Below are 21,501 nucleotides of genomic sequence, written 5' to 3'. Positions count from 1 at the left end.
TCTCAATGGAAATTTCCCACACACTCGCCATGGCAAAGCGGCCGGGTGTGTCAGCAACCTTCCATATCATCGCAGTCAAAGACCAACATTGTCTATTATACATATAACACAAGTGAAATGCAAGTCAAACTTAGATTTTTTCTTGTGCAACACACTTTTATTATTATACATACTATCACAAGTATTTACAAGTACATTCTACGTGGTCTTTCGTATCCATTTTCTTCATTTGAAATTATCAAGAAACCCATTAAGTAAAACTCCAGTTATTATAGAGGGAAGAATGAATATTCTTTACAAATAGAAAAGAAGCAGATGGCGTCCCATCTGCTTCTTCCGGAAGGCGTCCCTTCCAATATTGTTTTATCAATCAATTATTCTTGGATTGTAGCAACTACGCCAGCGCCTACAGTACGTCCACCCTCACGGATAGAGAATTTAGTACCTTCTTCGATAGCGATTGGAGCGATAAGTTCTACAGTCATTTCGATGTTATCTCCAGGCATAACCATTTCTACGCCTTCAGGAAGGTTACAAATACCAGTTACGTCAGTTGTACGGAAGTAGAACTGAGGACGGTAGTTTGTAAAGAATGGAGTGTGACGTCCACCTTCTTCTTTAGAAAGAACATAAACTTCAGCTTTGAACTTTGTGTGTGGAGTGATAGTGCTTGGTTTAGCAAGAACTTGTCCACGTTGGATATCTTCACGGGATACACCACGAAGAAGTGCACCGATGTTGTCACCAGCTTCAGCATAGTCAAGAAGTTTACGGAACATTTCAACACCAGTTACAGTTGTTGGTTTAGACTCTTCGTTGAAACCGATGATGTCAACAACGTCACCGACTTTAACTTGTCCACGCTCAACACGACCAGTTGCAACTGTTCCACGACCAGTGATTGAGAATACATCCTCAACTGGCATCATGAATGGCTTGTCAGTGTCACGAGTTGGTTCTGGGATGTACTCGTCAACAGCTGTCATTAATTCATGAATTTTTTCTTCCCAAGCAGCGTCTCCTTGAAGAGCTTTTAGGGCAGATCCTTTGATAACTGGAATGTCATCGCCAGGGAATTCGTATTCAGATAGTAGATCACGGATTTCCATTTCTACTAATTCAAGAAGTTCTTCGTCATCTACCATGTCGCATTTGTTCATGAATACTACTAGGTATGGTACACCTACTTGACGAGAAAGAAGGATGTGCTCACGAGTTTGTGGCATTGGGCCATCAGCAGCAGATACTACTAGGATTCCGCCGTCCATTTGTGCAGCACCTGTGATCATGTTTTTAACATAGTCAGCATGTCCTGGGCAGTCAACGTGTGCATAGTGACGAGTAGCTGTTTCGTACTCAACGTGTGCAGTAGAGATTGTGATACCACGTTCTCTTTCTTCTGGAGCACCATCGATTTGGTCATAAGCGCGAGCTTCAGCTCCACCAGATTTAGCAAGTACAGTTGTGATTGCAGCAGTTAGAGTTGTTTTACCATGGTCAACGTGACCAATTGTTCCAACGTTAACGTGCGGTTTTGAACGATCAAATTTAGCTTTTCCCATTAGGAATTCCTCCTTAAAATTATAAATAAAAAAATTAAGTATATAGGGGCTGTGAAAGAAGACTAATTCTTCCATCACAGCTTACATAAGATAGTTATACTTTAATAAGAGATGAAAATCAATTATTCACCTTTATTTTTTTTGATGATTTCTTCAGAAATGCTCTTAGGTACTTCTTCATAATGATCGAAGTGCATAGAGAATGTTCCGCGTCCTTGTGTGTTAGAACGTAGAGATGTAGCATATCCGAACATTTCAGATAGTGGAACCATCGCTTTAACCATTTGTGTGTTACCGCGAGCTTCCATACCTTCTACACGACCACGACGAGATGTGATATCTCCCATGATGTCGCCTAGGTAATCTTCTGGAATTACTACTTCCACTTTCATGATTGGTTCAAGGATAACCGGCTTACATTTAGATGCAGCATTTTTAAGTGCCATTGATGCAGCAATTTTAAATGCCATTTCGTTGGAGTCAACGTCATGGTAAGAACCGTCGAATAATTTAGCTTTGATGTCGACTAGCGGGTAACCAGCAAGTACACCACGGTCAAGTGAATCAACTAATCCAGCTTGTACAGCAGGGATGTATTCACGTGGTACTACACCACCGACGATAGCATTTTCAAATTCGAATCCTTTACCTTCTTCGTTTGGACCAAATTCGATCCATACGTGTCCGAATTGTCCACGACCACCTGATTGGCGAACGAATTTACCTTCAACTTTAGCTGAACCACGGAAAGTTTCACGGTATGCTACTTGAGGAGCACCAACGTTAGCTTCCACTTTGAATTCGCGACGCATACGGTCAACAAGGATGTCCAAGTGAAGTTCACCCATACCAGCGATAATCGTTTGACCAGTTTCTTGGTCAGTATGCGCACGGAATGTTGGATCTTCATCTTGTAGCTTTTGTAAAGCTTGACCCATTTTGTCTTGGTCTGCTTTTGATTTCGGCTCAACTGATAGAGAGATAACTGGCTCTGGGAATACCATGGACTCAAGAATTACTTGGTTCTTGTCATCACATAGAGTATCTCCAGTTGTAGTATCTTTCAAACCAACGGCTGCTGCGATATCTCCTGCATATACAGTAGAAATTTCTTCACGGCTGTTTGCATGCATTTGAAGGATACGTCCAATACGTTCACGCTTACCTTTTGTTGAGTTGATTACATAAGATCCTGATTCTAATGTACCTGAGTACACGCGGAAGAATGTAAGTTTACCAACGTAAGGGTCAGTCATAACTTTAAACGCTAAAGCGGAGAACGGTTCAGAATCATCTGAATGGCGTTCCACTTCATCTTCTGTATCCGGTAGAGTACCTTTAATAGCCGGCACGTCTAATGGAGATGGAAGGAAGTCGATAACGTTATCAAGCATTAATTGAACACCTTTGTTTTTGAAAGCCGATCCGCAGATAACTGGGAAGAATTCAACATTAACGGTTGCTGTACGAATAGCTGCTTTTAATTCAGCAATGCTGATTTCTTCGCCGCCAAGGTATTTTTCCATTAAGTCTTCATTAACTTCTGCTACTGCTTCAATTAACTTTTCACGGTATTCTTCAGCTAATTCCCTATGTTCTTCAGGAATTTCACCAACAGTGATATCAGTTCCTAGATCATTAGCATAGAAATGAGCTTTCATTTCAATAAGGTCAATGATTGCAGAGAATTGATCTTCAGCACCGATTGGTAACTGAACCGGGTGAGCATTAGCTTGTAGACGATCGTGGATTGTTCCAACTGAATATAGGAAATCCGCACCGATTTTGTCCATTTTATTTACGAATACGACACGTGGTACACCATAAGTTGTAGCTTGGCGCCAAACTGTTTCAGTTTGAGGCTCAACACCTGATTGGGCATCAAGTACAGCTACAGCTCCATCAAGTACACGCAAAGAACGTTCAACTTCAACTGTGAAATCTACGTGTCCCGGTGTATCGATGATGTTTACACGGTGACCTTTCCACTGCGCAGTTGTTGCAGCGGAAGTGATCGTGATTCCGCGTTCTTGTTCCTGTTCCATCCAGTCCATTTGTGAAGCACCTTCGTGCGTTTCACCGATTTTGTGAATTTTACCAGTGTAATAAAGAACACGTTCTGTTGTTGTCGTTTTACCAGCATCGATGTGAGCCATGATACCGATATTACGAGTGTTTGCTAAGGAGAACTCTCTTGCCATTTGTCTTTCTCCTTCCTTCTATAAGGATTTTATAGTGTTTAATCTTACCAGCGATAATGTGCGAAAGCTTTGTTGGCTTCAGCCATTTTGTGTGTATCTTCACGTTTCTTAACTGCTGCTCCAGTATTGTTGGCAGCATCCATGATTTCATAAGCTAAACGCTCTTCCATCGTTTTTTCTCCACGAAGGCGAGAGTAGTTTACTAACCAACGAAGTCCTAGAGTCGATTTACGGTCTGGACGCACCTCAACTGGTACTTGGTAGTTAGCTCCACCCACACGGCGTGCTTTTACTTCTAGTACAGGCATGATGTTTTTAAGTGCTTGATCGAAAACTTCGATCGGCTCATTGCCAGTACGTTCTTTGATTAAATCAAATGCAGAGTAAAGAATTTTTTGTGATTTACCTCTTTGTCCATCAACCATTAATTTGTTGATTAAGCGAGTCACAAGTTTTGAATTATATATTGGATCTGGTAATACGTCTCTTTTCGTTACAGGTCCTTTACGAGGCATTATATTTCCTCCTTTCAAGAAAGTTCAATTTTGGTTTTAGTTTATTTTTTTGCTGCTTTCGGACGCTTAGTACCGTATTTAGAACGGCCTTGCATACGATTGTTAACTCCAGCTGTATCAAGAGCACCACGTACGATATGGTAACGTACCCCTGGTAAATCTTTTACACGTCCGCCACGGATAAGAACCACGCTGTGTTCTTGTAGGTTGTGACCGATACCTGGGATATAAGCTGTTACCTCGATACCGTTTGTTAGACGTACACGCGCATATTTACGTAACGCGGAGTTTGGTTTTTTCGGTGTCATAGTACCCACACGAGTGCAAACACCACGTTTTTGCGGAGATGATACGTTAGTTTGTGCTTTTTTAAAGCTGTTGTAGCCTTTGTTAAGTGCTGGAGATTTTGAATTAACCTCTTTAGACTCGCGTCCTTTACGCACTAATTGATTAATAGTAGGCATTACATTTTTCCTCCCTTCACGTTTTCATTTCTAGTACCACACATCCAGGTGGTTCATAAATGGGTAAAAACAAAGTCTTTGCAAATATTATTGCAAAAACATTTTTACTTTTTAATGGCAACAGTTGCTGCTCCGACATCAATACCACATGCTTTGCCAAGCATTCTCATCGAATCAACATATGTGATAGGAACATCCAATTCTTTGGCGGTCTCAACGACACGCCCAGTCAAGTATATATCTGCATCATCAGCGATGATAACTTCTTGAATTAAATTGTTTTTAAGAGCTCTAACTGCTTGCTTCGTCCCTATAATCACTGACTTTGCCTGTATTACTTTTTCATAAGACATGGTCCATATCCTCCAAAGTTACAGGGTAACATAGGAGCACCTTTGCTATAGTATCATTATAAGTCGGATACTGTCAACTTCTTTCAAAAAAATAATTCAAGCAAAAGGTTTTCCTTACATAATTCTATTAAGATTTTCAATTTGCCCAAACGGAAATTATCAAATTCTCATAGGCTTTTCAGCCGGCCATGAGTAATAAGAGAGACCAGCTCAATATATTCTGATCCTTCATCTCCTTCAATAGGAACGGGAGTGTGGTTTTCAGTTTAAATTATTGAGCTGGTCCTTTTTCCATTAATCCACTGTTACTGTATCGGCACTTTCGTCAACAACGACAGGGTTTGCTTTTCTGTACCTAAGCATCCCCGTTCCTGCAGGGACAAGTTTACCGATGATGACATTTTCTTTAAGTCCAAGCAATTCATCACGTTTTCCTTTTATTGCTGCATCAGTCAAGACTCTAGTTGTTTCTTGGAATGACGCGGCGGACAAGAAGGAATCCGTTTCTAGAGATGCTTTTGTGATACCTAGCAATACAGGGCGGCCCGTAGCCGGTAATTTGTTAGTCAGCAATGCATCTGTGTTTGCAGTAGTGAACTGGTTAACATCCAACAATGTTCCTGGAAGCACTTCAGTTTCGCCTGCATCAAGCACACGGACTTTACGCATCATTTGTCTAACCATTACCTCGATATGTTTATCACCGATCTCAACACCTTGCATACGGTATACTTTTTGAACTTCATGAAGCAGGTATTCCTGAACAGTAAGCACGTCTGTAACCTTCAGCAATTCTTTCGGATCGATGGAACCCTCTGTTAACTCTTCACCACGACGGACAGGAGTATCAACAGTTACTCTTAAACGCGCAGTGTATGGCGCAGTATATGTGCGTGATTCAACTGCACCTTGAACAACGATTTCCTGTTGTTTATCCCGAATTTCATTGATGGAAACAATCGTTCCTTCAATTTCGGAAATGACAGCTTGACCTTTAGGATTCCTTGCTTCAAATATTTCTTGGATACGAGGAAGACCTTGAGTGATATCGTCCCCGGCAACCCCACCTGTATGGAATGTACGCATCGTCAACTGTGTACCAGGTTCTCCGATTGATTGAGCGGCAATAATACCGACTGCTTCGCCCACTTCAACTTCTTGACCGGTAGCCAAGTTGCGTCCATAACATTTTTTACATACACCATGGCTGGTATTACATGTAAAGGCGGAACGGATCCATGCTGTTTCAATTCCAAGTGATTCAATATAGTTCGCAAGATCTTCAGTAATAAGGTCGTTTTCAGCCACGATTACTTCATTTGTTTCTGGATGTCTGATCGCTTTTCTTGCATAACGGCCAATTAGGCGCTCTTCAAGATGCTCAATTATTTCAGTGCCCTCTCTCAAGGCTGAAATTTTCAAGCCGCGGTCGGTTCCACAATCGTCATCACGGATGATGACATCTTGGGCAACATCAACAAGTCGACGGGTAAGGTAACCGGAATCGGCTGTTTTAAGTGCTGTATCGGCAAGACCTTTACGCGCACCATGTGTAGAGATGAAGTACTCCAACACTGTTAAACCTTCACGGAAACTTGATTTGATCGGTAATTCAATGATACGTCCAGCCGGGTTGGCCATCAAACCACGCATACCCGCAAGCTGCGTAAAGTTGGAAGCATTACCACGGGCACCGGAGTCACTCATCATGAAGATTGGGTTGCGTCGGTCCAGGGAGTCCATAAGTTTGGACTGAATGGTATCCTTGGCAGCACTCCAAATCGAAATGACGCGATCATAACGCTCATCCTCAGTAATAAGACCACGTCTGAATTGTTTCAAGACATTATCCACTTTGGTTTGAGCCTCAGTAATGATTCCTTGTTTTTCTTTTAAAACGACAATATCAGCCACACCAACGGTAATACCAGCTTTTGTCGAATATTTGAATCCAAGATCTTTCATCCGGTCAAGCATTTTGGATGTTTCGGTAATTTTAAAGCGTTTAAAGACTTCCGCAATGATATTTCCAAGAATTTTCTTCTTGAAAGGATCGATAGCAGGTTGGGACTTAATCAATTCAGGGATATTAGCGCCCTTTTCCACAAAATATTTCTCTGGAGTTTTGGTTTCCAGATTATAACGTGTCGGTTCGTTAATATACGGGAATGATTTAGGTAAAATTTCATTGAAGATCAATTTTCCAACAGTCGTAATTAGAAGTTGGCCGTTTTGTTCTTCAGTGAATGTTTCATTATTTAGTGACGATGCATGTACGGCACAACGGGAATGTAAGTGTACATATCCGTTTTGGTATGCAAGTAATGCTTCACTTGTATCTTTAAAGATCATACCCTCACCGATAGCGCCTTCTCTTTCCAGCGTTAAGTAATAGTTACCTAATACCATATCTTGAGAAGGTGTAACGACAGGTTTACCATCTTTAGGGTTCAAAATGTTCTGTGCTGCAAGCATAAGCATGCGTGCTTCGGCTTGTGCTTCAGAAGATAGAGGAACGTGGACCGCCATTTGGTCACCGTCAAAGTCAGCGTTGTAAGCTGTACATACGAGCGGATGCAAACGAATTGCGCGACCTTCAACCAACGTTGGTTCAAATGCTTGGATACCAAGTCTATGAAGAGTCGGTGCACGGTTCAATAGTACTGGGTGTTCTCTAATAACTTCTTCTAGGACATCCCATATTTCAGGAGATAAACGTTCAATTTTGCGCTTAGCGGATTTGATGTTATGCGCCAGACCTCTTTGAACAAGCTCCTTCATTACGAATGGTTTGAATAATTCAATCGCCATTTCTTTCGGAAGACCACATTGGTACATCTTTAAGTTTGGTCCGACTACGATAACGGAACGGCCAGAGTAATCAACACGTTTACCAAGAAGGTTTTGACGGAAACGGCCTTGTTTTCCTTTTAACATGTGAGATAAAGATTTTAACGGACGGTTACCTGGTCCAGTTACCGGACGGCCACGACGGCCATTATCGATAAGAGCATCGACAGCTTCTTGCAGCATACGCTTCTCATTTTGAACGATAATGCTTGGTGCTCCAAGGTCCAGTAATCTTTTCAACCGATTATTACGGTTGATAACACGGCGATATAAATCATTTAAATCAGATGTGGCAAAACGTCCTCCATCAAGTTGAACCATAGGACGAAGCTCCGGTGGAATGACCGGAAGCACGTCAAGGATCATCCATGAAGGCTCATTTCCGGAGTTACGGAATGCTTCAAGCACTTCCAAGCGTTTGATTGCACGGGTTCTGCGTTGTCCTTGGGCTGTTTTAAGCTCCTCTTTCAACGACTCTACTTCCTTTTCCGTATCAATATCTTGTAGAAGTTTTTTAATAGCTTCCGCACCCATGGCAGCTTGGAATTTCTTACCGTATTTTTCACGGTATGTACGATATTCCTTTTCAGAAAGAAGCTGTTTCTTTTCTAAAGTTGTATCGCCCGTTTCAGTTACTACGTAAGATGCAAAGTAAATAACTTCTTCCAAAGCCCGTGGAGACATATCAAGAACAAGTCCCATACGGCTAGGAATTCCTTTAAAATACCATATGTGTGAAACTGGTGCTGCCAGTTCAATATGACCCATACGCTCACGACGCACCTTAGCACGGGTGACTTCAACGCCACAACGGTCACAGACTACGCCTTTATAACGAACACGTTTATATTTTCCGCAATGACATTCCCAGTCCTTTTGAGGTCCAAAAATTCTCTCACAGAATAAACCGTCTTTTTCTGGCTTTAACGTACGATAGTTGATTGTTTCTGGTTTTTTAACTTCTCCATGGGACCAAGAACGAATCTTGTCTGGTGAAGCAAGACCAATTTTCATATACTCAAAATTATTAACGTCTAACAAGGGGCCTACCTCCCTTTTAATCTCCAGGTTTAACCCTTGATTGCCGTCACGTTATGAGGCAATCTTACACCGGATGATGGTTGATTGAATCAATAAGGCTCTAACAAGGCAGCATGATTTTCTAATGAACATCTCGCTGCCAGTCAGAGCAGGTAATATATAACTGAATGTTTATATTTAATTTTATTCTTTGACAGGTGCTCCTACTTCGGAAGCAACCATATCTTTGGTTTCTGAATCAAGGCTTAATTTGTCTGCTTGGTTGGCTTCATCTTCATCTTCCAAATCACGCATTTCGATTTCACGATCTTCGGCATTGAGGATTTTAACATCCAATCCTAAACTTTGAAGCTCCTTAATCAATACTTTGAATGACTCAGGAACGCCTGGTTCAGGGACATTTTCACCTTTGACAATCGCTTCGTACGTTTTAACACGACCTACGACATCATCTGATTTAACGGTTAGGATTTCTTGTAATGTATAAGCGGCACCATAAGCTTCAAGTGCCCATACTTCCATCTCACCGAAACGCTGTCCACCAAATTGCGCTTTACCACCAAGCGGTTGCTGCGTAACAAGGGAGTAAGGTCCAGTTGAACGTGCATGAAGTTTATCATCGACCATATGCGCCAGTTTGATCATGTACATGACACCAACTGATACACGGTTATCGAATGCTTCACCTGAACGGCCATCATAAAGGACAGTTTTTGCATCACGGGACATCCCGGCTTCTTCAATCGTACCCCAAACGTCTTCCTCAGTGGCACCATCGAATACAGGAGATGCTACATGAATGCCAAGTGCGCGTGCAGCCATACCCAAGTGTAGCTCCAACACCTGACCGATGTTCATACGTGAAGGTACACCCAATGGGTTTAACATGATGTCGACTGGAGTGCCGTCCGGTAAATAAGGCATATCTTCTTCAGGAAGAATCCTGGAGATTACCCCTTTGTTACCATGTCGTCCGGCCATTTTATCGCCTTCATGGATTTTACGTTTTTGAACGATATATACACGTGCGAGTTGGTTTACACCAGGAGGCAGTTCATCACCGTCTTCTCTGTTAAATACTTTAACATCAAGAACGATTCCTCCGCCGCCGTGAGGTACACGAAGTGATGTATCCCTTACTTCACGTGCTTTTTCACCGAAGATTGCATGTAATAGACGTTCCTCAGCAGTCAGTTCCGTTACACCTTTAGGCGTGACTTTACCAACGAGAAGGTCTCCGTCTTTCACTTCAGCACCCACACGGATAATTCCGCGCTCATCAAGATTACGAAGCGCATCTTCCCCTACGTTAGGGATATCACGAGTGATTTCTTCAGGCCCTAATTTTGTATCGCGTGATTCAGATTCATATTCTTCAATATGAATGGAAGTGTACACATCATCTTTAACTAATCGTTCACTCATGATGATGGCATCTTCATAGTTATATCCATCCCATGTCATGAAGGCTACCAATACGTTACGTCCAAGTGCCAACTCACCTTTTTCCATTGAAGGACCATCAGCAAGAATTTCACCTTTTACAACGTTGTCGCCAACACTTACGATAGGGCGTTGATTATAGCACGTTCCTTGGTTGGAACGAATGAATTTCAATAGACGATATTTATCAAGATTTCCTTTTACTTGCTGCCCGTCTACTTCACTTACCCTACGTACCCATACTTCACGTGATTCAACGTGCTCTACGATACCAGGGTGTTTACAGATTACTGCAGCACCGGAGTCTTTCGCTGAAACATACTCCATACCCGTTCCTACTCGAGGGGCTTCCGGTTGAAGCAAAGGAACTGCTTGACGTTGCATGTTCGCTCCCATAAGGGCACGGTTGGAGTCATCGTTTTCCAAGAAAGGAATACATGCAGTCGCAGCAGATACAACCTGTTTAGGAGATACATCCATGTAATCTACGCGGTCACGCGGAACAACGGTATTTTCACCGCGGAAACGTGCAACAACATCATTATCAAGGAATGAGCCGTCATCCGACAGTCGTACATTCGCTTGGGCAACTACATAGTTATCTTCCTCATCAGCTGTTAAGTAATCGATTTGGCTTGTAATTTTACCTGTTTCAGGGTCCACACGGCGGTATGGTGTTTCAATGAAGCCATATGGGTTAACCTTTGCAAAACTGGATAACGAGTTAATCAAACCAATATTCGGTCCCTCAGGCGTTTCAATCGGACACATGCGGCCATAGTGGGAATAATGAACGTCACGTACTTCAAAGCCAGCACGCTCACGTGTCAGACCACCAGGTCCCAATGCAGATAGACGACGTTTATGCGTCAATTCAGCCAACGGATTCGTTTGATCCATGAACTGTGAAAGCTGTGAGCTTCCAAAGAACTCTTTAATGGATGCAATGACCGGGCGAATGTTGATTAGTTGCTGTGGAGTGATTGTGTTCGTATCCTGAATGGACATTCTTTCACGAACAACACGCTCCATACGGGATAAACCAATTCTGAATTGGTTTTGCAGCAATTCACCAACGGAACGCAGACGACGGTTACCTAAATGGTCAATGTCATCCGTGATTCCCACACCATGCAGTAAATTAAAGAAATAACTGATGGAAGAAATGATATCAGCCGGTGTAATGTTTTTGACCTGGTCGGTCACATAAGCATTACCGATGATATTGATCACTTTTTCGCCTTCAGCATCGTTTGGTGCAAACACTTTAATAGGTTGAAGAAGAGTTTCTTCCTCTACTACACCACCTGATGGATGGAATGTTTTGAACCCTATTCCACCTTCGATATGAGGCAGAATCCTATCAAGAGTCCGGCGATCAAGCATTGTACCTTTTTCAACAATGATTTCTCCCGTTTCAGGATCAATCAAAGTCTCTGCAATACGTTGTCCGAATAAACGGTTCTTAATATGCAGTTTTTTGTTTATTTTATAACGGCCTACATTAGCTAAATCATAACGTTTCGGATCAAAAAAGCGTGATACTAAAAGACTTTTCGCGTTTTCGACAGTAGGCGGTTCACCTGGGCGTAGACGCTCATAGATTTCCAGTAATGCTTTTTCCACACTCTCGGTGTTATCCTTTTCAAGAGTGTTGCGAAGGTATTCGTTGTCACCGATCAAATCGATGATTTCTTGATCTGTTCCGAATCCAAGGGCACGCATCAATACCGTTATCGGTAATTTCCTGGTGCGGTCGATTCGAACATACACAACATCCTTGGCGTCTGTTTCGTATTCGAGCCATGCGCCACGGTTAGGAATAACGGTCGCAGAGAACCCAAGCTTACCGTTTTTATCCATTTTCCCATTGTAGTAAACACTCGGTGAGCGCACTAATTGGGATACAATTACCCGTTCAGCACCATTGATGACAAATGTACCTGTTTCAGTCATCAGCGGGAAGTCGCCCATAAATACATCTTGGTCTTTTACTTCCCCTGTTTCTTTGTTAACAAGGCGCACTTTCACACGAAGTGGTGCAGAATACGTAACATCGCGTTCTTTTGTTTCTTCCACAGAATACTTCGGCTCAGCTAAGCTGTAATCGATGAATTCTAACGATAAATTACCTGTAAAATCCTCAATAGGAGAAATATCCTGGAACATTTCCTTTAAACCTACATCTAGAAACCATTGATAAGAAGCTGTTTGAATTTCAATCAGATTCGGAAGGTCCAAAACCTCACTGATTCTTGCATAACTTCTACGTTGGCGGTGTCGTCCATACTGAACAAGTTGACCTGTCAACTGATTCACCCCTTAAATCAAGCGTTATAAGGATCCATTTGCCTCGGAAAAGGAATCATTTCCATAGACAAAAAGAAAATGGTTTTTATTTTAAAAACCACTATTTCTCATAAAACGAACTATTATTTATATATTTTTCCCATATTATCCATTGATTATACACCAATGGTATAAAAATTGCATAGTTACGGAATTATATATATGCATTTTATAATACTAACATAGCGAAAATTTAGAGTCAAACCTTTTTGGATAATAGTATATAGTAACCTTTTTTCTTAACAGGCACTTCAACATTTCCAAATAATTGCTCCATTTTATCCATTGCGGATGGAGCCCCTTGTTTTTTTTGAATGACAACCCATAATTCTCCACCAGCTACCAAACTGCGATAGCTTTCTTCTAAAATTTCGTGGACTACACTTTTACCTGCGCGAATGGGAGGGTTCGTAAGAATCGCAGCGAATTGATTGGAGGCAACTTTGTCAAAACGATCGCTTTCGTAAATCTTCACATTCGCGATCCCATTAGAAGCAGCATTCTCTTTTGACAATTCAACTGCCCGGCTATTTATATCAATCATTTCTATCGTTCTATCGGGATAAGCTGCCGCAATCGATATTCCGATCGGTCCATACCCGCAACCAACATCGAGAATATTTCCTTCCACAGCCTCACTAAGGTTGAAACTCTCAACCAAAAGACGCGATCCGAAATCAACTTCCTTTTTCGAAAAAACACCATTATCACTTTTGAAGCGAAAGGTACGTCCCTTTAATGTGAAATCCCAAAATTTCGGATTGCTTACGACATCCGGTTTTTGTGAGTAGTAATGCTCTGTCAGAGTCATCTCCCCCTATCAGAAAGGAATATTGAAGATTTAATGAGAGAAGAGAATTGAAGAATGGATGCTTGCACGCCGGAATGTCAGAATAACGAAATCCTCGTTATTAAATCATTAACGGCCAGTTTTCATCATTTCTTTAAAAATGAAGAAAAAAAGCCCGCCAGTGATAGCGAGCTTTTTGTTTATGCAAGATTACTTAACTTCAACGCCAGCTCCAACTTCTTCAAGTTTAGCTTTAACTTCTTCAGCTTCTTCTTTAGAAGCGCCTTCTTTGATTGCTTTTGGAGTGTTGTCAACAAGTTCTTTTGCTTCTTTAAGTCCAAGACCTGTTACTTCACGTACAGCTTTGATAACTTTGATTTTTTGATCTCCAGCAGATGTAAGGATTACATCAAACTCAGTTTGCTCTTCAGCAGCAGCGCCACCAGCAGCAGCTACAGCTACAGGTGCAGCAGCAGTTACGCCAAATTCTTCTTCGATTGCTTTTACAAGGTCGTTTAATTCTAAAACAGTCATGTTTTTAACTGCTTCTAAGATTTGATCTTTAGTCATTTTTATTTCCTCCTCGAAATGGTTGGTTTTTTTTGAATCAATTGGCTAAATAAGCGGTTAGCTTACGCGCCTTGTTCTTCTTTTTGATCTGCAACTGCTTTTGTAGCAAGAGCAAGTCCGCGCATAGGTGCTTGTAGCACGCTGAGTAGCATTGAAAGTAGGCCTTCGCGTGAAGGTAGTTCTGCAAGAGCTTTAATTTCTTCAGCAGTTGCAACATTTCCTTCGATAACTCCAGCTTTGATTTCTAAAGCTTCATGTTTTTTCGCAAAATCGTTAAGGATTTTTGCTGGCGCAATAACATCTTCAGTTGAGAATGCAATTGCGTTTGGTCCTGTTAATGATTCGTTCAAAGCGCTAAGTTCAGCACTTTCCGCAGCACGGCGAGTCATAGAGTTTTTGTAAACTTTAAACTCAACGCCAGCTTCACGAAGTTGCTTACGAAGTTCTGTAACTTCAGCAACAGTCAATCCACGGTAGTCAACAACTACTGTTGATTGGCTTGCAGTTAATTTATCAGTAATCTCAGCAACGATTTTTTGCTTTTGTTCAATAATTGCGTTCATCCTTACACCTCCTGTAGATTTGCTTGAAAACATTTATACCGTATCAAAGAAAAAGCCTTCATCTCTATTGCAGACATGAAGGCAGTAATTTCAAAAGTCATAGTCCAGGACTATTATTATCGAATTACCTCGGCAGGGAATTAAGCTCGTAATGAGCACCTACTGTCTACGGTACAAATAGTATTCATTTATTCACAACAAAACTTATTATAACAATAATAGTTTTGGTATGTCAATTATTTATTGAAAGAAGAAGGATCAACTTTCACGCCAGGGCCCATTGTAGTTGTTACAGAAACATTTTTCATGTAAGTTCCTTTAGCAGCCGCAGGTTTAACTTTCAATAATGTATCATAGATAGTAGTGAAGTTTTCCACTAGTTTAGCATCTTCGAAAGATACTTTACCGATTGGAGCATGGATGTTACCAGCTTTATCTACGCGGTATTCAACTTTACCAGCTTTGATTTCATTAACAGCTTTCGTTACATCGAAAGTTACTGTGCCAGTTTTAGGGTTAGGCATTAAACCTTTAGGTCCTAATACACGGCCAAGTTTACCAACTTCACCCATCATGTCTGGAGTCGCAACGATTACATCGAATTCGAACCATCCTTGTTGGATTTTGTTGATGTAGTCAGATTCGCCAACGTAGTCAGCACCAGCAGCTTCCGCTTCTTTTGCTTTTTCGCCTTTCGCGAATACTAATACGCGTTGAGTTTTACCAGTACCATTCGGAAGAACAACAGCTCCACGAATTTGTTGGTCAGCTTTCTTAGGGTCTACGCCTAAACGGAAAGCAACTTCAACAGTCGCATCGAATTTTGCGAAGTTTGCTTTTTTAGCAACTTCGATTGCTTCAGTTACAGCATAAGCCTTAGAAACTTCTACAAGCTTAGCTGCTTCAAGATACTTTTTACCTTTTTTCGCCATGATATAAATCCTCCTAAATTGTGGTTTTAACGGAATGACCTCCCACGAATAAAGGTTGCGAGTATCAATCGCAACCCCGTAGAAACAAATAGCAATTACATGGATTAGTCTTCGATGACAATACCCATGCTGCGAGCAGTACCTTCAACCATACGCATTGCAGCTTCAACGCTTGCAGCGTTTAGGTCAGGCATTTTAGTTTCAGCAATCTCGCGCACTTGATCACGCTTGACTGTAGCAACTTTATTACGGTTAGGTTCACCAGAACCAGACTCGATACCAGCTACTTTCTTAAGCAATACTGCAGCCGGTGGAGTTTTTGTAATGAATGTAAATGAACGGTCTTCAAATACCGTGATTTCAACAGGAATAATTAGACCAGCTTGATCTGCTGTACGAGCGTTGAACTCCTTACAGAATCCCATGATGTTTACACCAGCTTGACCTAATGCAGGACCGACTGGCGGTGCCGGATTCGCTTTACCAGCAGGAATTTGCAATTTAACCATTTTAATTACTTTTTTAGCCACGAGACACACCTCCTTATAAGTCCGTGATGTGGTAATAGGGTAATACCCTCCCACTCATCTTGAATTCTTTATCTATTAATAAAGAATGCTTGTATCGTTGAGGCCTAAAAATTGAAACATACTGACCTTTGAAATTTTACCACTTTCAAAAGGTAATTTCAAGTTTTTTTCCGTTTATAATTTTTCCACTTGATTAAAATCAAGTTCTACCGGTGTATCACGGCCGAACATATTGACTAGGACCCTTACTTTCCCTTTGTCTTTATCAAGTTCTTCAATCGGTCCTGCAAAAGTTGCAAATGGTCCTTCTTTAACTTGAACCGTATCACCGATTTCAAAATCAACTTCGATTTTGCTTTCATCTACGCCCATACGTTTAAGAACGACTTCAATTTCCTCCGGAAGCAATGCAGTCGGTTTTGACCCAGCTCCAGATGAACCCACGAAACCTGTTACCCCAGGCGTATTACGGACAACATACCATGAATCATCCGTCATGATGATCTCAACCAACACATAACCTGGAAACACTTTCTTTTTGGTCACTTTCTTTTTGCCATCTTTCACTTCTGTTTCTTCTTCTTCTGGAACTACAACGCGAAAGATCTTGTCTTCCATCCCCATAGTTTCAACACGTTTTTCCAAGTTAGCTTTAACCTTGTTCTCATAACCTGAATAGGTGTGAACTACATACCAATTCTTTTCCATGTGTTAGGACTTTAACGTCCTTCCCTCCCTGCAATCGATCATTTTCTTTATTAATCTTTATCTTTGAACGTTTTAGCCAAAAAACCATACAGGCGTCATCCCGAACTTAACTAGAATATATTGTGATGATTCGTATTACAGCAGCACTCGTTTTTGAACTTCTTCACTTATTAAAAAAGACAAATTAAAAAACCCGTTTCCGGGCTTTTCTGCTGACACATATTATTCTATCACTATTATACCTTATTTTCGAATCTCTTATTCAATAACTAAGCGAATTAATTCGGAAATACCCAAATCGACCACTGTAAAGAATAAAGCCATAAATACTACAGTCGTTACCACCACGATTGTATATTTGGTAAGCTCCTTGCGTTTCGGCCAGCTTACCTTTTGCATTTCGCGAGCGACTCCGCTGAAAAATTCGGTAAAACGTTTCATGAATGTACCTCCAAGCATTAGAAGCTTCTGTCAATCTATTTATAAAACGGTTATTTCGTTTCTTTGTGAATCGAGTGTGAGTTGCACGTACTGCAAAATTTCTTGATTTCCAGCCGTTCGCCGCTTGTCGATTGTTTGCTCTCATAACTATAATTTCTTGAACCGCAATCGTTGCAGGCAAGAACTATTTTTTTTCGCATTAGATACACCTATCCTATCTACTATATCCATAAAACCTTATCACGACTGTTTTTTATTGTCAATATCAAAGCGGGTTCCACCCATTATGGACAACGTAAATCAAAACATCGGCTTGCATCTAAAAATCTTAGTGAATAAAAAACTTCCATGTGGAGAAGGGACAGATGAAATTAAGCGGAAAAAGCGGAGGGATTATAAACTGATTTCCCTTACTTCCAGATAGCGCTCGAGCTTTCTTTTCACCCGCTGAAGGGCGTTGTCGATTGACTTAACATGCCGGTTCAACTCTTCCGAAATTTCTTGGTAGGTTTGTCCATCCAGGTAAAGAGCTAACACTTTTCTCTCAAGATCACTCAGGAGCTCGGCCATCTTTAATTCGATATCGTCAAACTCTTCCTGGTTGATGATCAGTTCTTCCGGGTCCAAAACCTTCGTACCCGATATGATATCCATTAGAGTTCGGTCCGATTCCTCATCATAAATTGGCTTGTCCAGGGAAACATAGGAATTGAGCGGAATATGTTTTTGACGTGTTGCTGTTTTGATAGCTGTAATGATCTGCCTCGTAATGCATAGTTCTGCAAATGCTTTAAAAGAAGATAACTTATCCCCTTTAAAATCACGGACGGCTTTATATAAACCAATCATACCTTCTTGCACGATGTCTTCCTTATCGGCACCAATCAAGAAATAAGTCCTTGCCTTCGCTCTTACAAAATTACGATACTTTTGGATCAAATAATCAAGCGCTTCACTGTCTCCAGTGTGCACCAACCCTATCAATTCATCATCCTCAAACTGAAGATACTTTTCGTTCAGCTTCATTCCGAATTTGAGACCCACATTATATCCCCCTGACCTGACTCAGATAGAAATATTATACAGCAGGTAAATTTTACCCGTCAATGGTTCAAATTTTCCCCCGGCGCCATTTTTCGAAAATTTCTGCCACTTCTTCACTTAAAGGAATTTTAGCAACGGGTCTTATCGTTGTTGTTTTTCTTACATCTTTCTTGATTTCGCCTTGAATTTCTTCCATTTCAATTAGCAGTTCACGAGCGGATTTCCTTAGGGCCCCTTGGCCAAAGATCACCCACTGTTCCGTGAAGTCAGAGGTTGCCACTTGAATTTGCGTTTTGACATTATTCAGTTCGATGGCCATCTTTTCTATTCTTTCATCCGCAGTTTCATTTTCTTTTGTAAAAATTACGTCAACCTTGTGATTTTTGAATATGCGGGCAATTCCCTGAACATATTGAGCATCAAATACGACAATTACACGATATCCGGTAAATGCTTGATATTCCGCCATCATTTCTATCAATCGGTCCCTTGCAGCAGCAAGATCCCGTTCTTTTAATTCTCTCAGTTCCGGCCAAGCTCCAATAATGTTATAACCGTCCACCAACAGAATATTCATTTCGTCATTGTCCTAGGGGATTTCTTTTTCTATAAACCTCATACATCAATAAACCGGCTGCTACCGATGCATTTAACGAAGTTACTTTTCCTGCCATTGGAAGACGGATGAGAAAATCACATTTCTCCTTCATTAACCGGGCCATGCCTTTTCCTTCGCTGCCGATAACAAGTCCGATAGGCATCTTTCCGTCCATGTTACGGTAATCATCGCTGCCTTTCGCATCGGTACCGACTATCCATACCCCTCGCTCTTTCAATTCTTCCACCGCTCTTGCCAAATTTGTAACGCGAGCTACAGGAATATATTCGATTGCACCAGTCGAAGCTTTAGCCACGGTTGCCGTCAAGCCCACCGCTCTTCTTTTTGGTATGATGATTCCATGTGCCCCGACTGCATCGGCCGTCCTCATGATCGAACCTAAATTATGCGGATCTTCAACCTCATCAAGGATCATGAAAAAAGGTGCTTCGTCCCGTTCAGCCGCTTTAGCGAATAAGTCATCCAGCTCCACATATTCATATGCAGCCACTTGTGCGATAACGCCTTGATGGATGCCTTCTACCATTTGGTCAATTTTTTTCTTCGGTACGATTTGCACGAGAACCTTCTTTTCCTTCGCGAGACCGATAAGTGGTTGCATCGAGCCTTTTTGCGAGCCCTCGGCTATCCAAATTTTATTAACTTCCCGTTCGGAGCGAAGTGCTTCCAATACGGGGTTTCTGCCAATGATATATTCTTCGCTCATGGGTTACTCCCCTTTTCTTCTTCAATGTATTCAATGGATTTTTTGATGAGTTCTTCCATTCTTTCTATTCGACCGGATAAATACAAAAATCCCATAAGAGCCTCGAAGGCTGTACTGTAGCGATACGTTTGCACATCTGTATTCTTCGGTACCGTACCGGATTTCGCATTTCGGCCGCGCCGAACGACAGCGGATTCCTCTTCCGATAGCCAATCTGACTCCAGAAAGAAGTGGATGATTTTATTTTGCGCTTTAGCAGCTACAAAAGATGTAGCTTTTTTGTGAAGTAGATTGGGCTTGACCGCCCCTTTTTGAATGAGGTGATGCCGTATATACGTTTCGTATACAGCATCACCTATATATGCTAAAGCAAGACTGTTCAGCATTTTTGCATCTACCTTACTATCGTAATGAAGCATTAATTACCCTCTTTTCCATCTTGTACCTTGAGGGGTATCCTCTAATATAATATTCATGTTTTTCAAGCGATCGCGAATTTCATCAGATAATCCAAAATTGCGGTCTTTCCGCGCTTGAATCCTTTGCTGTATCAACCCTTCAATTTCTTCATCCAGAAGCCCCTCTTCTTCAAGGGACAAACCGAGGACAGAAAATAAGGTGTTGAATTTATCAAGGAAAGCATCAATTACTTCCTTGTCTGTGTTTTTCTCCATCAAGTAATAATTTGCCTGTTTGGAAAGTTCAAAAAGCATGGATATTGCATTAGCTGTGTTAAAATCATCGTCCATTTCCTTAATGAATTGTTCATGTAAATCATTCAGCTTCTCCAACCAAACATCATTATTCTCAGTCAATCCGTCACTTACTTGAAGGCGATGCTTTAAATTTTGATATGATGTCCTTAAGCGTTCAAGGGACGCTTTTACATTTTCAAGCACTTCTTCACTATAATTGATCGGATGACGGTAATGTACTGATAACATGAAGAAGCGTAATACTTGTGGATCATGCTTCTGAATGATGTCATGCACAAGGACGAAATTGCCTAAGGACTTAGACATTTTTTCATTCTCAATATTTATATACCCATTATGCATCCAATAATTCGCAAAGGTCTTACCCGTCAATGCTTCGGATTGTGCAATTTCATTTTCATGATGCGGGAATGCCAGATCTTGACCTCCTGCATGAATATCGATGGTATCCCCCAAATACTTTTTGACCATTGCGGAGCATTCGATATGCCAGCCAGGACGCCCCTTACCCCATGGGCTCTCCCATGATATTTCATCATCCTTAGCCGCTTTCCAAAGGGCAAAATCAAGGGCATCTTGTTTTTTCTCCCCTATTTCAATACGTGCCCCCACTCGAAGCTCATCGATGGACTGATGTGAAAGCTTGCCATATCCCTCAAACTTACGAGTGCGGTAGTACACATCCCCTTCCGATTCATAAGCGAATCCTTTCTCGATTAGCGCCGAGATGAATTCAATGATTGCATCCATGTTCTCCATTACGGTCGGGTGAGCATCCGCTTTTTTGCAGCCCAATGCCGACACGTCTTCAAAATACGCCTTGATGAAACGCTCCGATATGGTCGGAACATCTTCCCCCAATTCTTTTGCCGCGCGAATCAGCTTATCATCCACATCCGTGAAGTTCGAAACGAATTGCACATCATATCCACGGTAATCCAAATACCTACGAACGGTATCGAATACGATTGCCGGTCTTGCATTGCCAATATGAATGTAATTATAGACAGTGGGTCCGCATACATACATCTTCACCTTTCCCTCTTCAATCGGGACGAAGGTTTCCTTTTTTCTTGTTGCTGTGTTATATATTTTAATCGCCAT

20 protein-coding genes and 1 other annotated feature are annotated in these 21,501 nt (G+C 41.4%); all 20 genes read right to left on the bottom strand.

Translation table 11 applies throughout. From position 1 onward, the window contains the following. Positions 1 to 374 precede the first annotated feature (374 nt). The gene (tuf, locus tag AC0VX1_RS00690; RefSeq protein WP_048677883.1) at positions 375 to 1,562 is read right to left on the bottom strand and encodes an elongation factor Tu; all 1,188 of its coding nucleotides are present in this window, start codon (positions 1,560 to 1,562) and stop codon (positions 375 to 377) included. A gap of 122 nt (positions 1,563 to 1,684) precedes the next feature. Then, entirely contained in the window at positions 1,685 to 3,763 is a 2,079-nt protein-coding gene (gene fusA, locus AC0VX1_RS00685; protein ID WP_061440380.1) for an elongation factor G, read from the bottom strand. Between the two features lie 44 nt (positions 3,764 to 3,807). Further along, on the bottom strand, positions 3,808 to 4,278 hold the full coding sequence (gene rpsG, locus AC0VX1_RS00680; RefSeq protein WP_048677878.1) for a 30S ribosomal protein S7: 471 nt from the start codon (positions 4,276 to 4,278) through the stop codon (positions 3,808 to 3,810). Between the two features lie 41 nt (positions 4,279 to 4,319). Next, positions 4,320 to 4,742: a 30S ribosomal protein S12 gene (rpsL, locus tag AC0VX1_RS00675; RefSeq protein ID WP_034305038.1), complete on the bottom strand. Its 423-nt coding sequence runs from the start codon at positions 4,740 to 4,742 to the stop codon at positions 4,320 to 4,322. A gap of 104 nt (positions 4,743 to 4,846) precedes the next feature. Further along, positions 4,847 to 5,095 (bottom strand): 50S ribosomal protein L7ae-like protein, encoded by a 249-nt coding sequence (locus AC0VX1_RS00670; RefSeq protein WP_034305040.1) that lies wholly within the window; start codon positions 5,093 to 5,095, stop codon positions 4,847 to 4,849. A gap of 294 nt (positions 5,096 to 5,389) precedes the next feature. Then, complete coding sequence (gene rpoC, locus AC0VX1_RS00665; RefSeq protein ID WP_328131461.1) at positions 5,390 to 8,986, bottom strand: DNA-directed RNA polymerase subunit beta'; 3,597 nt, start codon at positions 8,984 to 8,986, stop codon at positions 5,390 to 5,392. 183 nt (positions 8,987 to 9,169) lie between these two features. Then, positions 9,170 to 12,739, bottom strand: a complete 3,570-nt coding sequence (gene rpoB / locus AC0VX1_RS00660; RefSeq protein ID WP_048677874.1) for a DNA-directed RNA polymerase subunit beta — start codon at positions 12,737 to 12,739, stop codon at positions 9,170 to 9,172. A 238-nt stretch (positions 12,740 to 12,977) separates the two neighbouring features. Then, on the bottom strand, positions 12,978 to 13,583 hold the full coding sequence (locus AC0VX1_RS00655; protein ID WP_412997004.1) for a class I SAM-dependent methyltransferase: 606 nt from the start codon (positions 13,581 to 13,583) through the stop codon (positions 12,978 to 12,980). A gap of 195 nt (positions 13,584 to 13,778) precedes the next feature. Next, on the bottom strand, positions 13,779 to 14,138 hold the full coding sequence (rplL, locus tag AC0VX1_RS00650; RefSeq protein WP_053349071.1) for a 50S ribosomal protein L7/L12: 360 nt from the start codon (positions 14,136 to 14,138) through the stop codon (positions 13,779 to 13,781). 62 nt (positions 14,139 to 14,200) lie between these two features. Further along, on the bottom strand, positions 14,201 to 14,701 hold the full coding sequence (gene rplJ, locus AC0VX1_RS00645) for a 50S ribosomal protein L10 (protein ID WP_413011113.1): 501 nt from the start codon (positions 14,699 to 14,701) through the stop codon (positions 14,201 to 14,203). Positions 14,702 to 14,740: 39 nt separating this feature from the next. After that, positions 14,741 to 14,891, bottom strand: a sequence feature (ribosomal protein L10 leader region). 46 nt (positions 14,892 to 14,937) lie between these two features. Next, a complete protein-coding gene (rplA, locus tag AC0VX1_RS00640) occupies positions 14,938 to 15,633 on the bottom strand; it encodes a 50S ribosomal protein L1 (RefSeq protein ID WP_328131462.1) in 696 nt (231 codons plus the stop codon). Between the two features lie 104 nt (positions 15,634 to 15,737). Beyond that, entirely contained in the window at positions 15,738 to 16,163 is a 426-nt protein-coding gene (rplK, locus tag AC0VX1_RS00635; RefSeq protein ID WP_034305057.1) for a 50S ribosomal protein L11, read from the bottom strand. Between the two features lie 174 nt (positions 16,164 to 16,337). Beyond that, positions 16,338 to 16,871 (bottom strand): transcription termination/antitermination protein NusG, encoded by a 534-nt coding sequence (nusG, locus tag AC0VX1_RS00630; protein WP_048677866.1) that lies wholly within the window; start codon positions 16,869 to 16,871, stop codon positions 16,338 to 16,340. 258 nt (positions 16,872 to 17,129) lie between these two features. Next, positions 17,130 to 17,312 (bottom strand): preprotein translocase subunit SecE, encoded by a 183-nt coding sequence (gene secE / locus AC0VX1_RS00625; RefSeq protein ID WP_034305062.1) that lies wholly within the window; start codon positions 17,310 to 17,312, stop codon positions 17,130 to 17,132. Between the two features lie 50 nt (positions 17,313 to 17,362). Continuing rightward, a complete protein-coding gene (rpmG, locus tag AC0VX1_RS00620; RefSeq protein WP_072273931.1) occupies positions 17,363 to 17,512 on the bottom strand; it encodes a 50S ribosomal protein L33 in 150 nt (49 codons plus the stop codon). Between the two features lie 193 nt (positions 17,513 to 17,705). Continuing rightward, positions 17,706 to 18,338 carry an RNA polymerase sporulation sigma factor SigH gene (gene sigH / locus AC0VX1_RS00615; protein WP_094246690.1) on the bottom strand — a complete coding sequence of 211 codons (633 nt, stop codon included), beginning with the start codon at positions 18,336 to 18,338 and terminating at the stop codon, positions 17,706 to 17,708. An 85-nt stretch (positions 18,339 to 18,423) separates the two neighbouring features. Continuing rightward, complete coding sequence (locus AC0VX1_RS00610; protein ID WP_034305067.1) at positions 18,424 to 18,933, bottom strand: NYN domain-containing protein; 510 nt, start codon at positions 18,931 to 18,933, stop codon at positions 18,424 to 18,426. A 4-nt stretch (positions 18,934 to 18,937) separates the two neighbouring features. After that, positions 18,938 to 19,681, bottom strand: coding sequence for a 23S rRNA (guanosine(2251)-2'-O)-methyltransferase RlmB (rlmB, locus tag AC0VX1_RS00605; RefSeq protein ID WP_034305069.1), 744 nt, complete (start codon positions 19,679 to 19,681; stop codon positions 18,938 to 18,940). Then, positions 19,678 to 20,100, bottom strand: a complete 423-nt coding sequence (locus AC0VX1_RS00600) for a Mini-ribonuclease 3 (protein WP_034305071.1) — start codon at positions 20,098 to 20,100, stop codon at positions 19,678 to 19,680. The genes rlmB and AC0VX1_RS00600 overlap by 4 nt, the downstream gene beginning before the upstream one ends. A 3-nt stretch (positions 20,101 to 20,103) precedes the next feature. Further along, on the bottom strand, positions 20,104 to 21,501 hold the full coding sequence (gene cysS / locus AC0VX1_RS00595) for a cysteine--tRNA ligase (RefSeq protein ID WP_057276472.1): 1,398 nt from the start codon (positions 21,499 to 21,501) through the stop codon (positions 20,104 to 20,106).

This window comes from Peribacillus sp. QJM3NY_7 (assembly GCF_056173225.1).
The sequence above is the reverse complement of the archived record's forward strand: the minus strand, read 5'-3'. Positions and strand labels throughout refer to the sequence as shown.